This window comes from Bradyrhizobium guangdongense, from assembly GCF_006483445.1.
GTDB lineage: Bacteria > Pseudomonadota > Alphaproteobacteria > Rhizobiales > Xanthobacteraceae > Bradyrhizobium > Bradyrhizobium guangdongense_A.
The window spans coordinates 21,429-40,007 of record NZ_PPPT01000093.1; the positions used below are offsets into that span (position 1 = coordinate 21,429).

Below are 18,579 nucleotides of genomic sequence, written 5' to 3' on the forward strand. Positions count from 1 at the left end.
AAAGCCCATCCGGTCGGTGCTTGAGGTCGGCAGGGGGCCGGAATACGACCAAGACCGGGCGCCGTAACAGAGCCCGGCCGGAACTAACGCCGCGTTTTGGTTTTGAGTTCCGGTCCAAACGAAAGGGAGGATAATGATCACCGGTCTCGACCACGTCGTCGCCCTCGTCAGCGATATCGGCGCCGCCAAGGCGGCCTATCAAACGCTGCTCGGCCGCGCGCCGTCCTGGCAGAATTCTGGCGACGGTGCCGACCGCGTGCTGTTCACGCTCCAGAACATGTCGATCGAGCTGATGGCGCCGAGCGGCGCGGGCCCGGCAGCGGACCGGATGCGCGAGCTGCTTGAAGACCGCGAGGGCATGCTCGCGAGCCTGTGCTTCCGCGTCGCCGACATCAACAAGATGCACCGCCGGCTCGACCGGGTGGCGCTGAAGCCGGATCCGATCGTCGAGGTCGAAAGCCGCGATGACACATCGGGCGCGGTGCTGCACTGGAAGCGGACTCGCGCTGCGACCGAGCTGACGCGCGGGGTGCGTATGTTCTTCCTGGAGCTTGGCGCGGAGCGTCCGCATTCGACTGAGACTGGCGCGGGGCCGGTCATCGCGCTCGACCACGTCGTGGTCGCGACTGAGGATTCCGAGCGCGCTGCCGCGCTCTATGGCGCGCGGCTCGGGCTCGACATGGCGCTCGACCGCTCGCACCATGACTGGGGCCAGCTCATGTTCTTCCGCTGCGGCGACCTCGTCGTCGAAGTGGTGCGCCGGCCGGTCGCCGGTGGCGATGCCAGCCATGATCGTCTCTGGGGCTTTAGCTGGCGCGTCGGCGACATCGACGCGACGCGCGCCCGGCTGATGGCTGCGGGTGTTGACGTCAGCGAGGTCCGCAATGGCAGGAAGCCCGGCACGCGGGTCATGACCGTGCGCAACGGCACCTGCGGTATCCAGACGATCCTGCTGGAGCAGTCGCCGAAGCCGGCAGCGTAGGGGGCGATCTCTTTCCTTCGTCATTCCGGGGGCGTCGCGAAGCGACGAGCCCGGAATCCATTCCTCCACGTGCCCGCTGCACGATGGATTCCGGGCTCGCGCCCAAGAGGGCGCGCCCCCATTGCGCACTTGCGCAATGTGGAATGACGAAACTATGCGGGGCGCCGCGCGCATGATAGTGCTGTCGGGCAGGGCAATCTCAGCGGGCACCGGGTTGGCGAAGGCAAAACGAAATCTCAAGTGGCAGCGCGACCCCGAGGGCATGCGGCTGCGCATCCTCGAGGCTGCCAAGCAGGAGTTTTCCGCTCACGGTCTCGCGGGCGCGCGCGTCGACCGCATCGCCGCCAAGGCCGGCGCCAACAAGCGCATGCTCTATTATCATGTCGGCAAGAAAGATGATCTCTACCTTGCCGTGCTCGAAGGCGCCTATGAAAAAATCCGCGGCGAGGAGCGGGGGCTCGATCTCGAGCATCTCGATCCGCCCGAAGCGATCAAGCGGCTGATCGAGTTCACCTGGAATTATTTCCTGCGCAATCCGGAATTCCTGTCGCTGCTGCAGACCGAAAACCTGGTGCGGGCCAAGCATCTGAAGCGCTCGAACAAGGTGAAGTCGATGCACTCGCCCTTCGTCGAGATGATCCGCACCGTGGTCCGGCGCGGCGTCGAGAGCGGCGATTTCCAGGTCGCGGTCGATCCGGTGCAGCTCTACATCTCGATCGCGGCGCTGTGCTTTTTCTATCTGTCGAATTGCGCCACGCTGAGCGTGGTCTTCGGACGCGATCTGCTCGCCAAGGACGCCAAGGACGAGCGCCTCGCGCACATGGTCGGCCTGGTGCTCGCGGCGCTCACGGGGCGGTCGGCCGAGCTGTTCGAGATCGTCAAGGCGCCGAAGCCCCGCGCGGCGCAGCCGGTTAAGATGTCATAGGGTGGGTTAGCGGCACGGATTGCGCGAAGCGCAAGCCCGCGACGCGTAACCCACCGCGTCTGTCGCCGCGGATGCAAAGGAGGTGGGTTACGCCAGCGAATTGCGCTTCGCGCAATCGCAAGGCTACCCCACCCTACCCAGCCCCTTGGCCACGGAACCAGCACAAAACGTCACAGGGAAAAGCGCTGGACAGTATTTATCCAACGGGTTAATTTCTCCTCAGAACCAAAAAGAACATCCGGGAGAGACGTGTGGCTGAGGCCAAGGCGCAGGGCCTGATTTCCAAGACCGTGAACGCCGCCTGGGTACGGCCGTTCCTGTTTCTGGTGTTCATCGTGGTCGCCTGGGACGTGACCATCCGCGTGTTCGGCATCCCCGCCTACCAGATCCCGGCGCCGATGGACGTCGTCGCGGTGCTGCGGACGGAATGGCCGGAACTGCTGCGGCAGTCCTGGCCGACGACCTATGCGACCGTCTGCGGCTTCCTGCTGTCGGCGCTGTTCGGCATTCCCGTGGCGATGCTGATCGCGGGCTCGAAGACGGTGGAGAGCTATGTCTATCCGCTCTTGGTGTTCTCGCAGTCGGTGCCGAAAATTGCGATCGCGCCGCTGTTCGTCGTCTGGTTCGGTTTCGGCATCATCCCAAAGGTGATTTCGGCGTTCTTGCTCGGCTTCTTCCCGGTCGTCGTGTCTGCCGTGCAGGGCTTCAAGTCGGTCGACCCCGACATGGTCGATCTCGCCCGCGCCATGCAGGGCAGTCGATTGCAGGTGTTCCGCGCGGTGAACCTGCCGCATGCGCTGCCGGCGATCTTCTCCGGTCTGAAGGTGTCGGTGACGCTTGCCGTGGTCGGCGCCGTCGTCGGCGAATTCGTCGGCTCCAATTCCGGCATCGGCTATGTGATGCAGCGGTCGATCGGTACCTTCGACCTGCCGACCATGTTCGCCGCTTTGGTGATCCTGGCGCTGCTCGGCGTCGTCCTGTTCTGGATCGTCGACCGGATCGAGCGGCTGGTCATTCCCTGGCACGTCAGCCAGCGCGAGGACGTTATTTTCGCTTCATAACAAGTAACAAGCACAAGCAAAACATAAGGGAGAACGAGCGATGATGCGGTTGATGGCGACAGTTTCCGTTGTGCTGGCGACGCTGATGGCGGTGCCGGCGCAGGCCGCCGACAAGGTCGTGCTGATGCTGAACTGGTACGTCTATGGCGAGCACGCGCCGTTCTATTACGGCAAGGCCAAAGGCATCTATGCAGCCGAAGGCATCGACCTCGAGATCCAGGAAGGCCGCGGCTCGGCTGCGACCACCCAGGCCGTTGCGGCCAAGACGGCGAACTTCGGCTATGTCGACGTTCCCACCATGATGCGCGCCGCGATCAAGGGCGCGCCCGTGGTCGCGACCGGCGTGCTGCTGCAGACGAGCCCGATGTCCGCGATGGGCTTTGTCGAGAAGAACATCAGGAAGCCGGAGGATATCAAGGGCAAGACGGTGGCGATTACGCCGGCCGACTCCATGACCCAGATCTGGCCACTGTTCCTGAAGAAGACCGGGCTGAAGGAGAGCGACTTCCAGACCGTCGCCGGTGACGGCCAGACCAAGCTCAACGCCGTCATCAACGGCCAGGCCGACCTGCTGCTCGGCTACGTCATGGACCAGTCGATGAAGATCAAGGACGCTACCGGCAAGGACGTCTACCCGATCAAGTTCGCCGACTACGGCATCAACATGGTCTCCTCGGGCATCATCGCCAACACCGACTTCGTGAAGGGCAATGCCGATCTGGTCCGCCGCTTCATGTCGGCGACGACGAAGGCAGTGGAAGCCGCCGAGAAGGACGCCAAGGCGGCCGCGCAGGCGATCCTCGATGCCAACCCGAAGGGCGGCAAGATCGACACGCTGACCCAGGGCTTTGAACTCACGATCCCGCTCTACCGGACCGCGGAGACCAAGAACAAGCGGCCGTTCCAGGTCACCGACCAGAACATGACCGACACGGTCAATCTGCTGGTCGAATATGGCGGGCTCGAAGCCAAGGCCAAGGAGAACCCGAAGGCGTTCTACACCAACGACTACCTGCCGAAGGGCGACTCGTGAAATCAGCGACGCGACCCAATGAACCCGTGCAGCCGAGTGCGCATTTGCGTGTGGTGAGCGACCGTGCGGGAACAGGCACGTCGGGCATCAAGCTGTCCGGCGTGTCCAAAACCTACCGGACGCGCGACGGCGATGTGCCGTCGCTGCAGCCGCTCGACTTCCAGATCAACGAGGGCGAGTTCTTCGTCGTGGTCGGCCCGTCCGGCTGCGGCAAGTCCACGCTGCTCAAGCTGATCTCGGGTCTGCTGCCGCCGACATCGGGCGAGGTTCTGGTCGAGGGCGAGAAGGTGACGAAGCCGCATGGCAATGTCGGCATCGTCTTCCAGAACGCGCTGCTCTTGCCTTGGCGCAACATCCTCTCCAACGTGATGCTGCCGATCGACATGAAGCGGCTGCCGCGCGCAAAATATCTGGAACGCGCCAAGGCGCTGTTGAAGCTGGTCGGCCTCTCCGGTTTCGAGAAGAAGCTGCCCTGGCAGCTCTCCGGCGGCATGCAGCAGCGCGCCTCGATCTGCCGCGCGCTGGTGCATGATCCCAAGATCATGCTGATGGACGAGCCGTTCGGCGCGCTCGACGCGCTGACGCGTGAGCGCATGAATGTCGAGCTGATGCGGATCCAGCGCGAGACCGGCAAGACGGTGCTGTTGATCACGCACTCAATTCCGGAGGCCGTGTTCCTCGCCGACCGCGTGCTGGTCATGACCGAGCGTCCTGGCGCGATTGCTGCGATCTACGACGTGCCGCTGCCGCGCCCCCGTTCGCTCGACGTGATGGCTGATCCCGTTTTCACCGAGCTCGTGCAGCGCATCCGCAAGCACTTCTTCTCACAGGGCTCATTGGACTAAAGACCCATGGCGCCGCGCCTGAAGCTGCGAGATCTCGCGTTCTTTGAGCGTCCCGTGCGTTTCGCGCGGCCGTTCCGCTTCGGCGCGATCACAGTCAACGCGACGCCGCAGCTCTTTGTGCACGCCGAGATTGAGGTCGAGGGCAGGGGAACGGCGGTCGGTGCCAGCGCTGAACTGCTGGTGCCAAAATGGTTCGACAAGCGACCGCAACTCACGCCTGCGCAGACAGTCGACGAACTGCGGCGTGCGCTCGCGATCGCGCGCGGGCTCTATCTGGCTCAAACGGATTTCGACACGGCGTTCGGCCTGCATGCCGCCTGCATCGGCGCGCAGGTCGCGGCGTGTGCGAGGGAGGGCATTCCGCCGCTGGCGGCTGCCTATGGCCCGGCCGAGATCGACAAGGCGATCCTCGATGCGGTGTTGCGCGCGTGTGGCACCAGCTTCTTTGCGGGCATGGCCGACAATATTGCAGGCATCGACTCGCGGCTATCGCCTGACCTGGCGAGCGCCGACATCACGCGGCTCCTGTCTGGACGGAAACCGCTGGCGCGGGTCGCGGTGCGGCACACAGTCGGTCTGGACGATACGGTCGAAGGTGAGGGCGGCGTAGCCGATGCGCGCGAAAATGCAGGCGCGCGCTATTTCAAGCTAAAACTGTCGGGCGATCCGCAAGCAGATGGCGCGCGGCTGGCGCGCATCGGCAGCGAGCTTGGCAAGCTTGCCCATGACTTCAAGGTCACGCTCGACGCCAACGAGCAGTATGCCGATCTCGCGGCGCTCCGTGCGCTGGTCGATCGTCTCGACCGCGATGCGGCGCTGCGGCCGATCGCAACGAGGCTGCTCTACATTGAGCAGCCAATGCCGCGCGATGTGACAAGGCAGGCACCGCTCGGCTCGCTTGCGGCGCGCGGCTTCATCGTCGACGAGGCCGATGATTCCTACGATGCGTTCCCGGCTGCGCGTGCGCTCGGCTATCGCGGCATCTCCTCGAAATCCTGCAAGGGGCTCTACAAATCGATCGTCAACGCAACCCGCGCGGCCAAGTGGAGTGCGGGCGGCGAAGACTTTTTCGTGACGGGTGAGGACCTCACCTGCCAGGCCGGCCTCTCGGTGCAGCAGGATCTTGCGCTCGGCGCCTTCGTCGGCATCACGCATGCCGAGCGCAATGGTCACCATTATGTCGACGGCTTTGACGGCACGCCCGCGACAGAGGCGCGCGCCTTCGCCGCCGCGCATTCCGATCTCTACGAAGATGCCGGGCAGGGCATCCGGCTCAAAATTCACGACGGCGATCTCCTGACGGGATCGCTCACGACTGCGGGCTTTGCGACGTCAGTCCATCCGGACTGGTCGGCGCTCGCTCCGCTTGAACAGCCGAAATCACCCAGGGAGCAGACAGCATGACCACCCAGCGCCTCGGCCTCATCATGAACGGCGTCACCGGCCGCATGGGGCTCAACCAGCATCTGATCCGCTCCATCGTCGCGATCCGCGAGCAGGGCGGCGTGAAGTTGAAGAACGGCGATCGCGTGATGCCAGATCCGATCCTGGTCGGCCGCAACGCCGACAAGGTCGAGCGTCTCGCCAGGCAGTATAATGTGCAGCGCTGGACCACCGACCTCGACGCCGCGCTCGCTGACAAGAACGATCAGGTGTTCTTCGACGCCGCGACCACGCAGGCACGGCCGGGTCTTTTGACTCGCGCCATCAACGCCGGCAAGCACGTCTATTGCGAGAAGCCGATCGCCACCACGTTCGAGGAGGCGCTCGCGGTCGTCAAGCTCGCCAATGCCAAGGGCGTCAAGCACGGCACGGTACAGGACAAGCTGTTTTTGCCCGGCCTGAAGAAGCTCGCCTTCCTGCGCGATTCCGGCTTCTTCGGCCGCATCATCTCGGTGCGCGGCGAGTTCGGCTATTGGGTGTTCGAGGGTGGTTGGCAGGAGGCGCAGCGGCCGTCCTGGAATTATCGCGGCGAGGACGGCGGCGGCATTATTCTGGATATGGTCTGCCACTGGCGCTACGTGCTCGACAATCTCTTCGGCGACGTGGAGAGCGTCGTCTGCATTGGCAACACCGACATTCCCGAGCGCTTTGACGAAGAGGGCAAGAAGTACAAGGCGACCGCTGACGACTCGGCTTACGCGACGTTCCAGCTCAAGGGCGGCATCATCGCCCACATCAACATGTCCTGGGTGACGCGCGTCTATCGCGACGATCTCGTCACCTTCCAGGTCGACGGCACGCTGGGTTCTGCTGTGGCCGGTCTCTCCGACTGCATGATCCAGGCCCGCCAGGCGACGCCGCGGCCGGTGTGGAATCCCGACGAGAAGCGCACGCACGATTTCTACGGTGACTGGCAGAAGGTCCCCGACAACGTTGCCTACGACAACGGCTTCAAGGAGCAGTGGGAGATGTATATCCGCCACGTCTGCGAAGATGCGCCCTACAAGTTCACGCTGCTCGAAGGCGCCAAGGGCGTTCAGCTCGCGGAGTGTGCGCTGAAGAGCTGGAAGGAACGGCGCTGGATCGACGTCGCGCCGATCAAGGTCTAACGGAGGGAGCCATGAACAAGCCCGTCCTGCCGATGTCGTCGCTGTCGCTGAAGCTGCCGAAGGCCGACCGCTCGATCGAGATCTATCGCCTCGCGGCGTCGCGGACATTTCCGGCGAAGCTGGAAGGCACGTTGAACCGCGTCGCGTTCTCGGCCGTGCACACCGTGACCGATCCGCTGGCCGACAATGACCCGTGGCTCTCGGCGGCTGTGGACTGGGACAAGACCATCGCGTTCCGCGAGCACGTCTGGGATCTCGGCCTCGGCGTTGCCGAAGCCATGGATACCGCACAGCGCGGCATGGGGCTGGACTGGCCGACCTCGCTGGAGCTGATCACGCGCTCGGTCGCCGCCGCGAAACGCCGCAATGCGCTGGTGTTCTCCGGCGCGGGCACCGATCACCTCGCGGTTGAGGACGCCAAAAGCCTCGACGACGTGATCCGCGCCTATGAGGAGCAGATCTCCGCGGTCGAAAAGGTCGGCGGCCGCATCATCCTGATGGCGTCGCGCGCGCTGGCAAAACTCGGGCGCAATGCGGAAGACTACGCCAAGGTCTATGACCGCGTGCTGTCGCAGGTCCGCGAGCCTGTGATCATCCACTGGCTCGGAGACATGTTCGATCCGGCGCTCACGGGTTACTGGGGCACAAAAGATCTCGACAGGGCGATGGACACGGCAGTTGCCATCATCAACGGCAATGCCGCCAAGGTCGATGGCGTCAAGGTTTCGCTGCTCGACAAGCAGCGTGAGATCGACATGCGCCGCCGTCTCGACAAGCGGATCAAGATGTATACCGGCGACGATTTCAACTATGCGGAGCTGATCGCCGGCGACGAACAAGGTTTTTCGCACGCGCTGCTCGGCATCTTCGACGCAATCGCGCCGGCGGCGTCCTATGCGCTGTCGCGGCTCGCCGCCGGCGATCAGGCCGGCTTCCACGACGTGCTGGGGCCCACCGTGCCGCTGTCGCGCCACATCTTCAAGGCGCCGACGCGCTTCTACAAGACCGGCGTCGTGTTCATGGCCTATCTCAATGGCCACCAGGATCACTTCACGATGGTTGGCGGTCAGGAGAGCACGCGCTCGACGCTGCACCTCGCCGAACTGTTCCGCCTGGCCGATCAGGCCGGGTTGCTCGCCAATCCGGAACTCGCGAGACGGCGGATGAAGGCTGTGCTGGCGCTGCGTGGAATCGAATCCTGATGCGTGATTTCTCGTCGGACCACCGCTGGCTGTCGCTCAACACGGCGACGGTCCGCAATCAAGGCAATTTGGTCGAGATTATCGACGCCTGCGCGAAGCACGGCATCCGCGCCATCGACCCCTGGCGCGACCAGGTCGCAGCCGTCGGGCTCGATCGCGCGGCGCGCGCGGTGCGCGATGCCGGGCTCGAGCTGTCAGGCTATTGCCGTGGTGGGATGTTCACGTCGGATGCGGCGCGCCGCATCGAGGTGCGTGACGACAATCGCCGTTGCGTCGATGAAGCCAAGGCGCTGGGTGCGCCCTGCATCGTGCTCGTCGTCGGCGGCCTGCCGCAATATTCACGGCCCGGCAGCGATGCATCGAAGGACATTGTTGCGGCACGCGGACAGGTCGAGGAGTCCCTGGCGGAGATGCTCGACTACGCCAAGCAGGCAAAGATGCCGCTGGCGATCGAGCCGCTACATCCGGCCTATGCTGCCGACCGCGCCTGCGTGAACACGACGAAGCAGGCGCTCGATCTCTGCGAGCGGCTCGATCCTGATCGAACCGGCGTGCTCGGCGTCGCGCTCGACGTCTATCATGTTTGGTGGGATCCCGAGGTGACGAGCCAGATCGCGCGCGCCGGCAAGGATCGCCTGCTGGCGTTCCATGTCTGCGACTGGCTGGTGCCGACCAAGGACATGCTCAACGACCGCGGCATGATGGGCGACGGCGTCATCGACATCAAATCGGTGCGATCAGCCGTCGAGGCGCAAGGCTATTCCGGCTATTCGGAGATCGAGATATTCTCCCACGACTGGTGGAGCCGGCCGATGGAGGAGGTGCTGCGGACCTGCATCGAACGGCACCGCACGGTGGTGTGAATGGGACACTGAGGACATCAGATGGCGAGGACGTCAGCGCCGCGCGGGGCGATTCGCTTTCGCATCAGCCCGACCCGTCCGCTCCTGATGGTCGAAGCCGAGGTGAACGGGCAAGGGCCGTTCAATTTCGTGCTGGATACCGGCGCATCGTTCTGCGTGATCACGCCCGATACGGCCGCGGCCGTCGGACTTCGGCCGGAGGGCAAGCGGCCGACCGCCATCGGCGCCGGCGGCCGTATCGAAGCGCGTCTTGCCAAGCTCAAAAGCCTTCGGCTCGGCCCCCACACGGCGCGGAATCTCGGCGTGGCTGTGATGGGGCTGGAGCAAATCGCGCAGCGGCTCGGCACCGAGGTCGCCGGCCTGATCGGCTACAACTTCCTGAAAGGCTTTGTCGTGACGCTGGATTATCCGCGCGGGTTGCTGCGGCTCAAGCGCCCGGCGGTCAGGACGCGTAAGGCTGCGAAGCGCTGATCGCGGACTCGCGGTGCAGGGCGATCAGGCCCTGTTGCCGCAGCACCTCGAGCCCGAACATACAGACCTTGTCGGTGGGGATGTTTGCCATCGACCGGCTCGCCGGCACGAGCCGCGTTGCGATGTCGGAGATCGCGCGCTCGCCGTCACAGAGCTTCAGGAGCTGCGCCGAGAGCGGGCTGAGCAGCACCACGTCGAGCCGCTTGTCGGCGTGCTGGCGCGTGGCGATGGTCGCGGGCTTGCGGGGAATGCGGCGCAAATCGCCCTTGCGTCGGAGGCAGCGGATGATGCGCTGGTAGTCGGCGGTGCATTCGGTCAGGACGACACCATCGATGAGCTTTGGCACCAGCGTGATGTCGGAGACGTCGTGGCCGTCGATCGCGGTCTCGGTGGGCAAAGGCGTCTCGGCAATCAAGGCGCGCTCATAATCCATGATCGAATGCAGCACCCGCGGGGTGCGAGCGAAGTGTGGCGCGTAGACGTCGCGCACGAATTCGAAGAAGTCGTCGCGGAAGGTCAGGGAAGCGTAGTAGCGGCTTTCCTGCAGGCCGGGCCGTGGCCCCTTGTCGGGATGAGCGGCGTACCAGTCACAAAATGCCTCGAACGATTTGGTGACGTCGCCGGAATCCTGGTGCAGGGCGACCAGCAGCCAGCGGAAGCGGGCGGAGCCGTTGAGCAGGAAGTCGCGCAATTCGCGCAAGTAGGCACGATCGAGCGCAGGTGTCGGGATCGAGTAGAAGTTGGGGAAGATGTCGAGATGCTGCTGGATCATCTCGCGGTCGACCGGATCCTGGCGCCAGCCCTGATGCGACATGTCGGACAGGATGTCGTCGAACACCAACCGGCTGCGGAAGCGGGATTCCAGCGGCGTCTCGGCGAGCGGCGCGAGGATGTGAAGCTGCGGCTCGGCGAAATCGAACCGCAGCGAGTCCACGAAGAAGTGCACGGTGTCGCGCAGATCGTCCATGGTCTCGTCGGGGAAGCCGGTAATCAACGACACGGCGGTCGTGATCTGGTTGCGATCCGTGGCGACGAGGCGCGCCGTGGCCTCGTCGAGGTCGATGTTCTTCTTGACGATCTTCTGCAGGCGCGCCGATCCGGTCTCGATGCCGAAGAAGATCGCCTTGCACCCGGCGCGCGCCATGGTCGCGATCATGTCGTCGTCGATGCAGTCGGTGCGGGCACTGCAGTTCCAGTAAAACGTCTCCCCGGTCGCGATGACAGCTTCGCAGAACGCGATGACGCGCTTGCGGTCGACGGTGAACATGTCGTGGATCAGATCGAAAGTGGTGATGCCGTAGGTGTCGCGGACCTTTCGCATCTGCTCGATGACTTTCTCCGGCGACTTGAGCCGGAAGTTGCGCCGGAAGAAGTCATTGGTCGAACAGAAGGTGCAGGCGAACGGACAGCCGCGGCCGAGCTCGAGAGGCACGTAATGGCAGTCTTTCAGCTCGGGATAGAGGTGGAAGGCGGGAAGCGGGATCGCGTCGAGGTCGGCGATGATCGGCGCATTGGGGGCACGCACCAGCCGGTTGCCGTCGCGATAGGTGACGCCGTGGATGCCTTCAGGCTTCACTCCGGCCGCGATGGCCTCGATCAGCGCCGGCAGCGTCTCCTCGGCCTCGCCGCGAACGACGAAGTCGACGAATGGATAGGCTTCCATGGTCGGCACGTCGACCACGGAGGCCTGCGGGCCGCCGAAGATGATGGGAACGTCCGGGCGCCGCTGCTTCATCTCCCGCGCGATGCGGATCGTCAGCGGATAGCTGCTGCAGATCGAGCTGAAACCGAGGACGTCGAAAGCGAGCTTGTCGAGCTCCTCGGCGACATAGCTGCAAAAGTCCGGCTTTGCCGCCGCCTCGCCCGGCGCGCGCAGATAGGCATAGTAGAGCCGGTTGAGGTCGACGATCTGCGGCACGACGCCGTGCTGTTCGAGAACGGCCGCAAGGCTGAGCACGCCGATCGGGGCATGCTCGGCGATGAGGCGGATGGCCTCGCTTTCCGCGACCTCGGGATCCTCGAAATCGGTCACGGTCGGCGGGCCGACCAGGCACATTCTTAGCGCGCCGCCGCCGGCAACGCAGGGTGCCCGATGAGCCGCCTGACCAGGCGTCACCGATCGATCATGCATCATGGCTCGCCGCCTTCGAATTTGCGGGCGGTGCTGGACGCCGGCGCGCTGGCCGGTCGCAACCCGTCAGACTTTCGCCTGCGAGAAGACGATCACGACGACGACGACCACGACGATCCGACGTCGCGCCAGAACCTCGGCGCCGCCGAGGTGAGTGATCACCTCGTTCTTGAAATTCTTCTTGAGTGAATTGATCTGAGTCTTGGTCAGCCCGATATCGGGGATCGTCAAAACAACCTTGTGCTCGGTATTCTTGGCTGCTGCCATAGGATGCCTCCTCGCCGCGTTGGGAGAAATCTTTCGTCAAGGGTCCGGCGGGATCGCAATCTCAGGGTGCCGGAATGAGCGAAAGCGCAATGACCTATCGAAGTCGCAGTGTCGCAAATATCGCGAGCGAAATTTATAGGCCTGCGGCCGGAGCGCGTCAACAAAAGGTTGTGTTGTGTAAGAGTGTCAACTTTGTCGCAGGTTTGCAACTTTCGCGCGAACGTCTCCGTGCTCATCCGCGACGGGATCGGGAACCCTGAGCCGGCGGCGCTAGGCTTGCGATGGAGCTCACTCTCGATTGCGATGTTCGAGCTCGAGCGTGACCAGGCGCGCCAGCAGCGTGGCGGGATAGAGTTGGCCGAAGATGGCCTCGAGGTTGCAGAGGCTGCGCGCGATCGGGTGCAGGGGCGACAGGTCGCCATAGCCCGTGGTGGTCAGTGTCACGAAGCTGAAATAGATCACTTTGCTCGCGAGGGCGGGGCTGTCCTCGACCTTCAGGCTGGTAAAGGCATCGGGCACCAGCGATCCGACCAGGGTGAAGAGCGCGGCGAAGATGATGGCGACCGTCAAATAGAGCAGCACCGCGCCGATGACGCGGTGATAGGTGATGCGTCCCGGCCCGAACGTCGCGCGCGCCACCGCCCATGCCATCGTCGTTCCCACGATGAACCAGGACGCGGCGAACAGATTGAGGTCGAGGAGAGACGGCGAGCGGAGCCGCAGGATCGCGGCGGTGACGATCAGAACGAGCGCGACCAGCATGGCGATGACGGCAACGGGGCTTCCCGAGATCACGAAGATGCCGCCGACCAAAAGCATCGCGAGGAACAGCTCGGAGACCTGAAACGCGAATATCCCGAGCGCCTGCAGCGGCGCGACCACGAACATCATGATGCTGAGCAGGATCGTCAGCCAGGTCAGCAGAGGGTCGGCCCAGCGCTCGCGGATTTCAGCCAGTTTCATCGGGTCCTCGTCGCTGGGCTCAGCCGATGGAGCACGGCACGCTCAAAAAGCCGCGGAAGCGGACGCGGCCGCCGCGCACCGGCCGGCCGCTCAGCGCGTAGTTCGAGAAACGCGCGAGGAAGCGTGAGATCGCGATGGCGCCTTCGAGCCGCGCCAGCGCCATGCCTGCGCATTGGTGCGCGCCGGTGGCAAAGGCGAGATGGCGGTTCGGGGTGCGCGCGATGTCGAAAGTTTCGGGATCGGGAAACTGCGCGGGGTCGCGGTTGGCGGCGCCGATGCAGAGCGTGATCGACGTGCCGGCGTCGAGTGTAAGGCCGCCGAGCTCGACCGGTTCGGTGGTCATGCGGTTGCCGAGCTGGTTCGAGCTCTCATAGCGTAGCATCTCCTCGACCGCCGTCTTGATCAGGTCGGGATTGTCGATGAGCCGCTGCTTCTGCTCGGGATTGTTCTGCAGCGCGACGAGGCCGTTGCCGATCAGATTGGTGGTGGTCTCGTGGCCGGCGTTGAGCAGGAAGATGCAGTTGTGCAAGAGCTCCTTCTCGGTCAGCCGTTCGCCGTTCTCCTCGCCCTGGATCAGGCGTGTCAGCACGTCGCGATCAGGATTGCCGGGCCGCTTGCGCCGGCGCTCGACCAGCGTCTGGAGATAGATGAGAAAGTCCTTCACGGCGGTGTTGCCGCGCGCGGCGGCCTCCGCCGATACGACCGGCTCGAGCGCGCCGAGAATCGCCAGCGACCAATCACGCAGCGGCGCGCGCTCGTCATGGGGGACGTCGAGCAGATTGCCGATCACCTCGATGGGAATCGCTGACGCGAAATCGCCGATCAGCTCGCAAGTGCCCTTGGCGGCGATGGCGTCGAGCAGGCCGTCGACCAGCTTGATGAGGTCGCCCTCCATCCCGGCGATCGCGCGCGGCGACAGCGCGCCCATGATCAGGCGGCGCACGCGGGTGTGGGCAGGTGGATCGTTGAAGACGAGGCTCGTGGTGTGGTGCTCGAAGAGCGGGGTGTCGCCGTATTTCGGCGCAAACTCGCGTCTCTTGTCGGAGCTGAACGTCCTGGTGTTCTTGTAGGTCGTGACGAGGTCGTCGTAGCGGGTGAGGAACACCGTGCCGTTCGGCAGGCGCTTGACCGGCTCGTTCTCCCGCAGTGCACGATAAGTCGGATAGGGGTCGTCGTAGAATTCTTGCGTCAGCTTCTCGAGATCGAAGCGGGCGGCGAGGTCGCGTGCATTTCCTGTCATGCTGCCATTCTCTTTTCGAAAACTGATATGCCGTTTTTCGTCTTCCGCAAAGTCCGTTGCACGCTACAGTCCGCTGCCCTTCGTATCCATCCCGGAAAGGCCCATGCTCGCAGATAACAAAACCTCTTCCGATTGGCCGGAGGCGATCTATTCCACGCTGGAGCGCTTCGACGTGCGCCAGGTGCCCTACGTGCCCGACGCCGGGCATTCCAGGCTGATCCAGCGCGTGCTGGGTTCGTCCACCATGCGCGGCATTCCGCTGACGACGGAGGAGGAGGGTATCGCGCTCATGGCGGGCGCCTGGGCCGGCGGCCAGCGCGGGGTCTTGCTGATGCAGTCGAGCGGCGTCGGCAATTGCATCAACATGCTGTCGCTGATCCCGATCCTGCGCTTTCCGTTCCTGACGCTGGTCACCATGCGCGGCGAGTGGGGCGAGTACAATCCCTGGCAGGTGCCGATGGGGTCGACCACGCAGGGCGTGTTCGAGCTGTCCGGCGTGCAGGTGCTGCGTGCCTCGAATGCGCAGGAGGTGCCCGACGTGCTGCAGGCGGCCGCCGCGCAAGCCTACAACGCGCTGACCCCGACCGCCGTTCTGCTGTCCCAGCGCCTGATCGGCGCCAAGGTTTTCACCAAATGAGCAAGGCCAATCTCCTCAACCGCCGCGATGTCGTCTCCGCGCTGCTCGCGAACCGCAAGGATGTGGTGGCCATCGGCGGCCTCGGCGCATCGACCAACGACATCTGCGCCGCCGGCGACCATGCGCGCAATTTCTACCTCTGGGGCGGCATGGGCGGCGCTGCCATGATCGGCCTCGGCCTGGCGCTGGCGCAGCCGAAGCTCCCGGTGCTGGTGATCACCGGCGACGGCGAGATGCTGATGGGCCTGGGCAGCTTTGCCACCATCGCCCTGCAGAAGCCCGCCAACCTCTCGATCCTCGTGCTCGACAACGAGCGCTATGGCGAGACCGGCGGGCAGGCGAGCCACACCTCCGCCGCGGCCGACCTCGTCGGCGTCGCCAAAGCCTGCGGCATTGCGGACAGCCGCAGCATCTCGACCATGGCCGAGGTCGAGGCGTTCGCCAGATCCGTCCACGACGTCGCAGCCGGGCCGCGCTTTGCCAATGTGAAGGTCGACAGCGCCGAGGTGGAGCGCATCCTGCCGACGCGGGACGGCACCTACATCGTCAACCGCATGCGCGGCGATCTCGGGTTTGCGCCGATCTGAGGGCCGTCTGAAAAAAAGGGTCGAAAACAACCCCATGCACAGTAGCCGAGGGGAGGCGTGAGCGGCTGCGGAGTTTACGAAACTGCTCCTGATCCGTCGGGCAAATCAGGTGCATCGTGCTGAAATTGCAAGGTGCGGGATGAACCCTTGCGAACAGTGTTGGACCATGCGCCTCCGGCACCGTTCAGTGCCAATTGCGCCCCAAACCAACCAGATCCCGTCAAGTTCTGGCACGGCTCCGGTCGCTGGATGCGGACCGGCGGGGCCTGCGCGCCCGTGGCTTCGCGATCGTCGGAACGCGTTGATATCCTTCTGAGTTCGCAATCCACTTAGGTTGCACTGCAATATAATGCTTGACTTTTGCGTGGGTGAGTGCTTACTCACTAGCATGAGCTCATTGCGTATGACGAGCGACCTGAGGAGGCAACTCATCCTCGGCGCCGCGAAACGTTGCTTTGCACGGCATGGTTATACCGGCACCACGACCAAGAGCGTGGCGGCTGCGGCTGCCATTTCCGAGGCGCTGCTGTTCAAGCATTTCCCGTCCAAGGCCGCGCTCTACGCCGAGATCCTCTCCGAGGAGTGCGAGGCCGACCCGGCGCTGGCGGACCTGCTCGAACGCGAGCCGTCGACGGCGACGCTGGTGGAGTTGATCCGCGGCATGGTCGAGCACTTCGTGCAGATCGCCGACGGGCCCGACCAGGAAGAGGCGCAGCGCCTGCGCCTGATGGCCACTAGCCATCTGGACGATGGCGAATTCGCCCGCCTCCTGTACGCCAAGATCGAAAAATTGATCGGGGCGGTCTTCCTCGCCTCGCTGGAGCGTGCGATTGCTGCCGGCGATGCGACGCCTAGCCCAGGCGACCCGCTCAACCTGTTCTGGTTCGCGCATCATGCCGTGATGATGGCCGCGTTGACCAGGCTGCCGGCAACGCCGTGCCTCGCCTATGGCACGTCGAGCGCTCTCGAACGGCAGCTCTGTGAGTTTCTCCTGAGAGGTATCGGACTTAACGACGCCGCAATTGCTTCGCATCTGGACCGCGCCTTGGCGCCGGGTGCGGGCAGTCAGGCGATTGCAGAAAGTGCATGACATGAACATCGTGGCTGAACACAAAATATCGGGCGAACCGATCGACAAGGCGCCGAAGCGGCCGGTCCGGCCGGTGCTCTGGTTCATCATTATTGGCGCGCTGCTGACTGCGCTGGTCGGAGGATTGGTCTGGTTCAATTCCTTCCGCGGCCAGATGATCAAGCAGTTCTTCGCCAACAACAAGCCGCCGCCGGTGGCCGTCAGCGCCGCCGAAGCGAAGTCCGAAGTGATCCCGAACCTGTTGACCGCGGTCGGCGAGCTCGCCGCCGTGCACCAGGTCAACGTCACCGCCGACGTCAACGGCCGCGTCACCGAGATCAAGTTCGAGCCGGGCGCACATGTCACCGCGGGCATGCCGCTGGTGCAGTTGTTCGACGCGCCGGAGCAGGGCGACCTCGCCAACTACAAGGCGCAGTCGACCGTGGCCGCGCTGACGCTCGAGCGTGCCAAGCAGCTCGCCTCGCGCCAGTTTGGTCCGCAGGCGACCGTCGACCAGGCCCAGGCATCCTACGATCAGGCGCAGGCCGGCATCGCCAAGACCGAAGCGTTGATCTCGCAGAAGCTGGTGCGCGCGCCCTTCGAGGGCGATCTCGGCGTCCGCAAGGTCGAAGTCGGCCAGTATCTCACTGCGGGCACCGCGATCGTCTCGCTGACCGATCTCTCGGAGCTGTGGGCCAACTTCACGGTGACGGAAAAGGATTCCGGTCAGCTCAAGGTCGGCCAGGTCGTGCGTCTCCGGGTCGACGCCTATCCGGGCCGCGTGTTCGAGGGCAAGATCACCACGATCGAGCCGCAGATCGCGAGCGACACGCGTAACATCCGCGTCCAGGCCACGATCGCCAACCCCGAGAAGATCCTGAAGCCCGGCATGTTCGTGACCACCACGGTGGTGCTGCCGGAGAAGCCGGCGGTCGTCACCGTTCCGGAGACGTCGGTCGACTACACGCTCTACGGCGACTCGGTCTTCGTGATCACGGAGAAGAAGGAAGAGGACGGCAAGACCAACCTGAGCGCGGTGCGCACCTTCGTGCAGACGGGCAACCGGGTCGAGGGGCGTGTCGAGATCCTCAAGGGCCTGAAGCCTGGCGACAAGGTCGTCGCCGTCGGCCAGCTCAAGCTGCAATCGGGGTCTGCCGTGTCGATTTCGACCGATCCAACGCCGCAGATCCCGGCGCAACCGCCGCGCTACTGATAACGCGCTCAACGACAGCATGATCCGGCTCGGCCGGATCATGTCTCTCAAGCCAACGAATTCGAGATCGCCGCAATGGCATTTACCGATATCTTCATCAAACGTCCGGTCCTGTCGGTCGTCGTCAGCCTGCTGATCCTGCTGATCGGCCTGCGCGCGGCGATGGTGCTGCCGATCCGGCAATATCCAAAACTGTCGAACACGGTCATCAACATCACGACCGTCTATCCCGGCGCGTCCGCGGACCTGATCCAGGGCTTCATCACCACGCCGATCGAGCAGGCGGTCGCCTCCGCCGAAGGCGTCGACTACATCACCTCGTCGTCGGTGCAGGGCACCTCGACGATCCAGGTCTACATCAAGCTGAACTTCGATCCGAACCAGGCGCTGACCGAAGTTCTCGCCAAGACCAACTCGGTCAAATACCTGATCCCGAAGGAATCGAACGATCCGATCGTCACCAAGACGACGGGCCAGACCACGGCCGTGATGTATCTCGGCTTCTCCTCGGAGGAATTATCGGGCTCGGCGATCTCGG

At 64.2% G+C, this 18,579-nt stretch carries 19 protein-coding genes; 15 read left to right on the top strand and 4 right to left on the bottom strand.

The features are described from left to right. Positions 1-133 precede the first annotated feature (133 nt). The 10 genes from C2U70_RS13620 to C2U70_RS13665 all read left to right on the top strand — a co-directional run bounded on the left by C2U70_RS13620 (position 134) and on the right by C2U70_RS13665 (position 9,934). The gene (locus tag C2U70_RS13620) at positions 134-982 is read left to right on the top strand and encodes a VOC family protein (RefSeq protein ID WP_140978564.1); all 849 of its coding nucleotides are present in this window, start codon (positions 134-136) and stop codon (positions 980-982) included. A 214-nt stretch (positions 983-1,196) separates the two neighbouring features. Further along, positions 1,197-1,907 (top strand): TetR/AcrR family transcriptional regulator, encoded by a 711-nt coding sequence (locus C2U70_RS13625; RefSeq protein WP_186294238.1) that lies wholly within the window; start codon positions 1,197-1,199, stop codon positions 1,905-1,907. Between the two features lie 251 nt (positions 1,908-2,158). Further along, entirely contained in the window at positions 2,159-2,968 is an 810-nt protein-coding gene (locus C2U70_RS13630; RefSeq protein WP_140978566.1) for an ABC transporter permease, read from the top strand. 52 nt (positions 2,969-3,020) lie between these two features. Then, on the top strand, positions 3,021-4,001 hold the full coding sequence (locus C2U70_RS13635) for an ABC transporter substrate-binding protein (RefSeq protein WP_433960676.1): 981 nt from the start codon (positions 3,021-3,023) through the stop codon (positions 3,999-4,001). Next, on the top strand, positions 3,998-4,846 hold the full coding sequence (locus tag C2U70_RS13640) for an ABC transporter ATP-binding protein (protein ID WP_140978570.1): 849 nt from the start codon (positions 3,998-4,000) through the stop codon (positions 4,844-4,846). The genes C2U70_RS13635 and C2U70_RS13640 overlap by 4 nt, the downstream gene beginning before the upstream one ends. Before the next feature lie 6 nt (positions 4,847-4,852). Beyond that, complete coding sequence (locus C2U70_RS13645; RefSeq protein WP_140978572.1) at positions 4,853-6,250, top strand: hypothetical protein; 1,398 nt, start codon at positions 4,853-4,855, stop codon at positions 6,248-6,250. Further along, on the top strand, positions 6,247-7,398 hold the full coding sequence (locus C2U70_RS13650; protein WP_140978573.1) for a Gfo/Idh/MocA family protein: 1,152 nt from the start codon (positions 6,247-6,249) through the stop codon (positions 7,396-7,398). Before C2U70_RS13645 ends, C2U70_RS13650 begins: the two co-directional genes overlap by 4 nt. An 11-nt stretch (positions 7,399-7,409) precedes the next feature. After that, a complete protein-coding gene (locus C2U70_RS13655) occupies positions 7,410-8,600 on the top strand; it encodes a dihydrodipicolinate synthase family protein (protein ID WP_140978575.1) in 1,191 nt (396 codons plus the stop codon). Further along, the gene (locus C2U70_RS13660) at positions 8,600-9,463 is read left to right on the top strand and encodes a sugar phosphate isomerase/epimerase family protein (RefSeq protein WP_140978577.1); all 864 of its coding nucleotides are present in this window, start codon (positions 8,600-8,602) and stop codon (positions 9,461-9,463) included. The genes C2U70_RS13655 and C2U70_RS13660 overlap by 1 nt, the downstream gene beginning before the upstream one ends. Before the next feature lie 21 nt (positions 9,464-9,484). Beyond that, the gene (locus C2U70_RS13665) at positions 9,485-9,934 is read left to right on the top strand and encodes a retropepsin-like aspartic protease family protein (protein WP_140978579.1); all 450 of its coding nucleotides are present in this window, start codon (positions 9,485-9,487) and stop codon (positions 9,932-9,934) included. On the opposite strand, the gene C2U70_RS13670 is transcribed toward C2U70_RS13665, so the two are convergent. From C2U70_RS13670 to C2U70_RS13685, 4 genes are all read right to left on the bottom strand, one after another. Continuing rightward, the gene (locus C2U70_RS13670) at positions 9,906-12,068 is read right to left on the bottom strand and encodes a B12-binding domain-containing radical SAM protein (RefSeq protein ID WP_140978581.1); all 2,163 of its coding nucleotides are present in this window, start codon (positions 12,066-12,068) and stop codon (positions 9,906-9,908) included. The two genes, C2U70_RS13665 and C2U70_RS13670, sit on opposite strands and share 29 nt — an antisense overlap. Positions 12,069-12,131: 63 nt before the next feature. Continuing rightward, positions 12,132-12,332 carry a hypothetical protein gene (locus C2U70_RS13675; RefSeq protein WP_140978583.1) on the bottom strand — a complete coding sequence of 67 codons (201 nt, stop codon included), beginning with the start codon at positions 12,330-12,332 and terminating at the stop codon, positions 12,132-12,134. A 288-nt stretch (positions 12,333-12,620) separates the two neighbouring features. Continuing rightward, positions 12,621-13,295 (bottom strand): potassium channel family protein, encoded by a 675-nt coding sequence (locus tag C2U70_RS13680; protein ID WP_140978585.1) that lies wholly within the window; start codon positions 13,293-13,295, stop codon positions 12,621-12,623. 19 nt (positions 13,296-13,314) lie between these two features. Next, positions 13,315-14,535, bottom strand: coding sequence for a cytochrome P450 (locus C2U70_RS13685; protein ID WP_140978587.1), 1,221 nt, complete (start codon positions 14,533-14,535; stop codon positions 13,315-13,317). Between the two features lie 103 nt (positions 14,536-14,638). Here C2U70_RS13685 and C2U70_RS13690 point away from each other — a divergent pair, with 103 nt between their 5' ends. The 5 genes from C2U70_RS13690 to C2U70_RS13710 all read left to right on the top strand — a co-directional run. Continuing rightward, on the top strand, positions 14,639-15,172 hold the full coding sequence (locus C2U70_RS13690) for a thiamine pyrophosphate-binding protein (protein WP_140978589.1): 534 nt from the start codon (positions 14,639-14,641) through the stop codon (positions 15,170-15,172). Then, positions 15,169-15,759 carry a thiamine pyrophosphate-dependent enzyme gene (locus C2U70_RS13695; protein ID WP_140978591.1) on the top strand — a complete coding sequence of 197 codons (591 nt, stop codon included), beginning with the start codon at positions 15,169-15,171 and terminating at the stop codon, positions 15,757-15,759. Before C2U70_RS13690 ends, C2U70_RS13695 begins: the two co-directional genes overlap by 4 nt. Before the next feature lie 403 nt (positions 15,760-16,162). Further along, on the top strand, positions 16,163-16,849 hold the full coding sequence (locus tag C2U70_RS13700; protein ID WP_186294239.1) for a TetR/AcrR family transcriptional regulator: 687 nt from the start codon (positions 16,163-16,165) through the stop codon (positions 16,847-16,849). A gap of 1 nt (position 16,850) precedes the next feature. Then, a complete protein-coding gene (locus C2U70_RS13705) occupies positions 16,851-18,041 on the top strand; it encodes an efflux RND transporter periplasmic adaptor subunit (protein ID WP_140978594.1) in 1,191 nt (396 codons plus the stop codon). A gap of 75 nt (positions 18,042-18,116) precedes the next feature. After that, the coding region (locus C2U70_RS13710; protein ID WP_186294240.1) for an efflux RND transporter permease subunit at positions 18,117-18,579 on the top strand (463 nt) is incomplete at its 3' end.

Excerpts from the sequence above, each read along its gene's own strand:
- C2U70_RS13620 (WP_140978564.1), top strand. The coding sequence starts at position 134 with ATGATCACCGGTCTCGACCACGTCGTCGCCCTCGTCAGCGATATCGGC.
- C2U70_RS13635 (WP_433960676.1), top strand. The coding sequence starts at position 3,021 with ATGGCGACAGTTTCCGTTGTGCTGGCGACGCTGATGGCGGTGCCGGCG.
- C2U70_RS13645 (WP_140978572.1), top strand. The coding sequence starts at position 4,853 with ATGGCGCCGCGCCTGAAGCTGCGAGATCTCGCGTTCTTTGAGCGTCCC.
- C2U70_RS13650 (WP_140978573.1), top strand. The coding sequence starts at position 6,247 with ATGACCACCCAGCGCCTCGGCCTCATCATGAACGGCGTCACCGGCCGC.
- C2U70_RS13655 (WP_140978575.1), top strand. The coding sequence starts at position 7,410 with ATGAACAAGCCCGTCCTGCCGATGTCGTCGCTGTCGCTGAAGCTGCCG.
- C2U70_RS13660 (WP_140978577.1), top strand. The coding sequence starts at position 8,600 with ATGCGTGATTTCTCGTCGGACCACCGCTGGCTGTCGCTCAACACGGCG.
- C2U70_RS13665 (WP_140978579.1), top strand. The coding sequence starts at position 9,485 with ATGGCGAGGACGTCAGCGCCGCGCGGGGCGATTCGCTTTCGCATCAGC.
- C2U70_RS13670 (WP_140978581.1), bottom strand. The coding sequence starts at position 12,068 with ATGATGCATGATCGATCGGTGACGCCTGGTCAGGCGGCTCATCGGGCA.
- C2U70_RS13675 (WP_140978583.1), bottom strand. The coding sequence starts at position 12,332 with ATGGCAGCAGCCAAGAATACCGAGCACAAGGTTGTTTTGACGATCCCC.
- C2U70_RS13680 (WP_140978585.1), bottom strand. The coding sequence starts at position 13,295 with ATGAAACTGGCTGAAATCCGCGAGCGCTGGGCCGACCCTCTGCTGACC.
- C2U70_RS13685 (WP_140978587.1), bottom strand. The coding sequence starts at position 14,535 with ATGACAGGAAATGCACGCGACCTCGCCGCCCGCTTCGATCTCGAGAAG.
- C2U70_RS13690 (WP_140978589.1), top strand. The coding sequence starts at position 14,639 with ATGCTCGCAGATAACAAAACCTCTTCCGATTGGCCGGAGGCGATCTAT.
- C2U70_RS13695 (WP_140978591.1), top strand. The coding sequence starts at position 15,169 with ATGAGCAAGGCCAATCTCCTCAACCGCCGCGATGTCGTCTCCGCGCTG.
- C2U70_RS13700 (WP_186294239.1), top strand. The coding sequence starts at position 16,163 with ATGACGAGCGACCTGAGGAGGCAACTCATCCTCGGCGCCGCGAAACGT.
- C2U70_RS13705 (WP_140978594.1), top strand. The coding sequence starts at position 16,851 with ATGAACATCGTGGCTGAACACAAAATATCGGGCGAACCGATCGACAAG.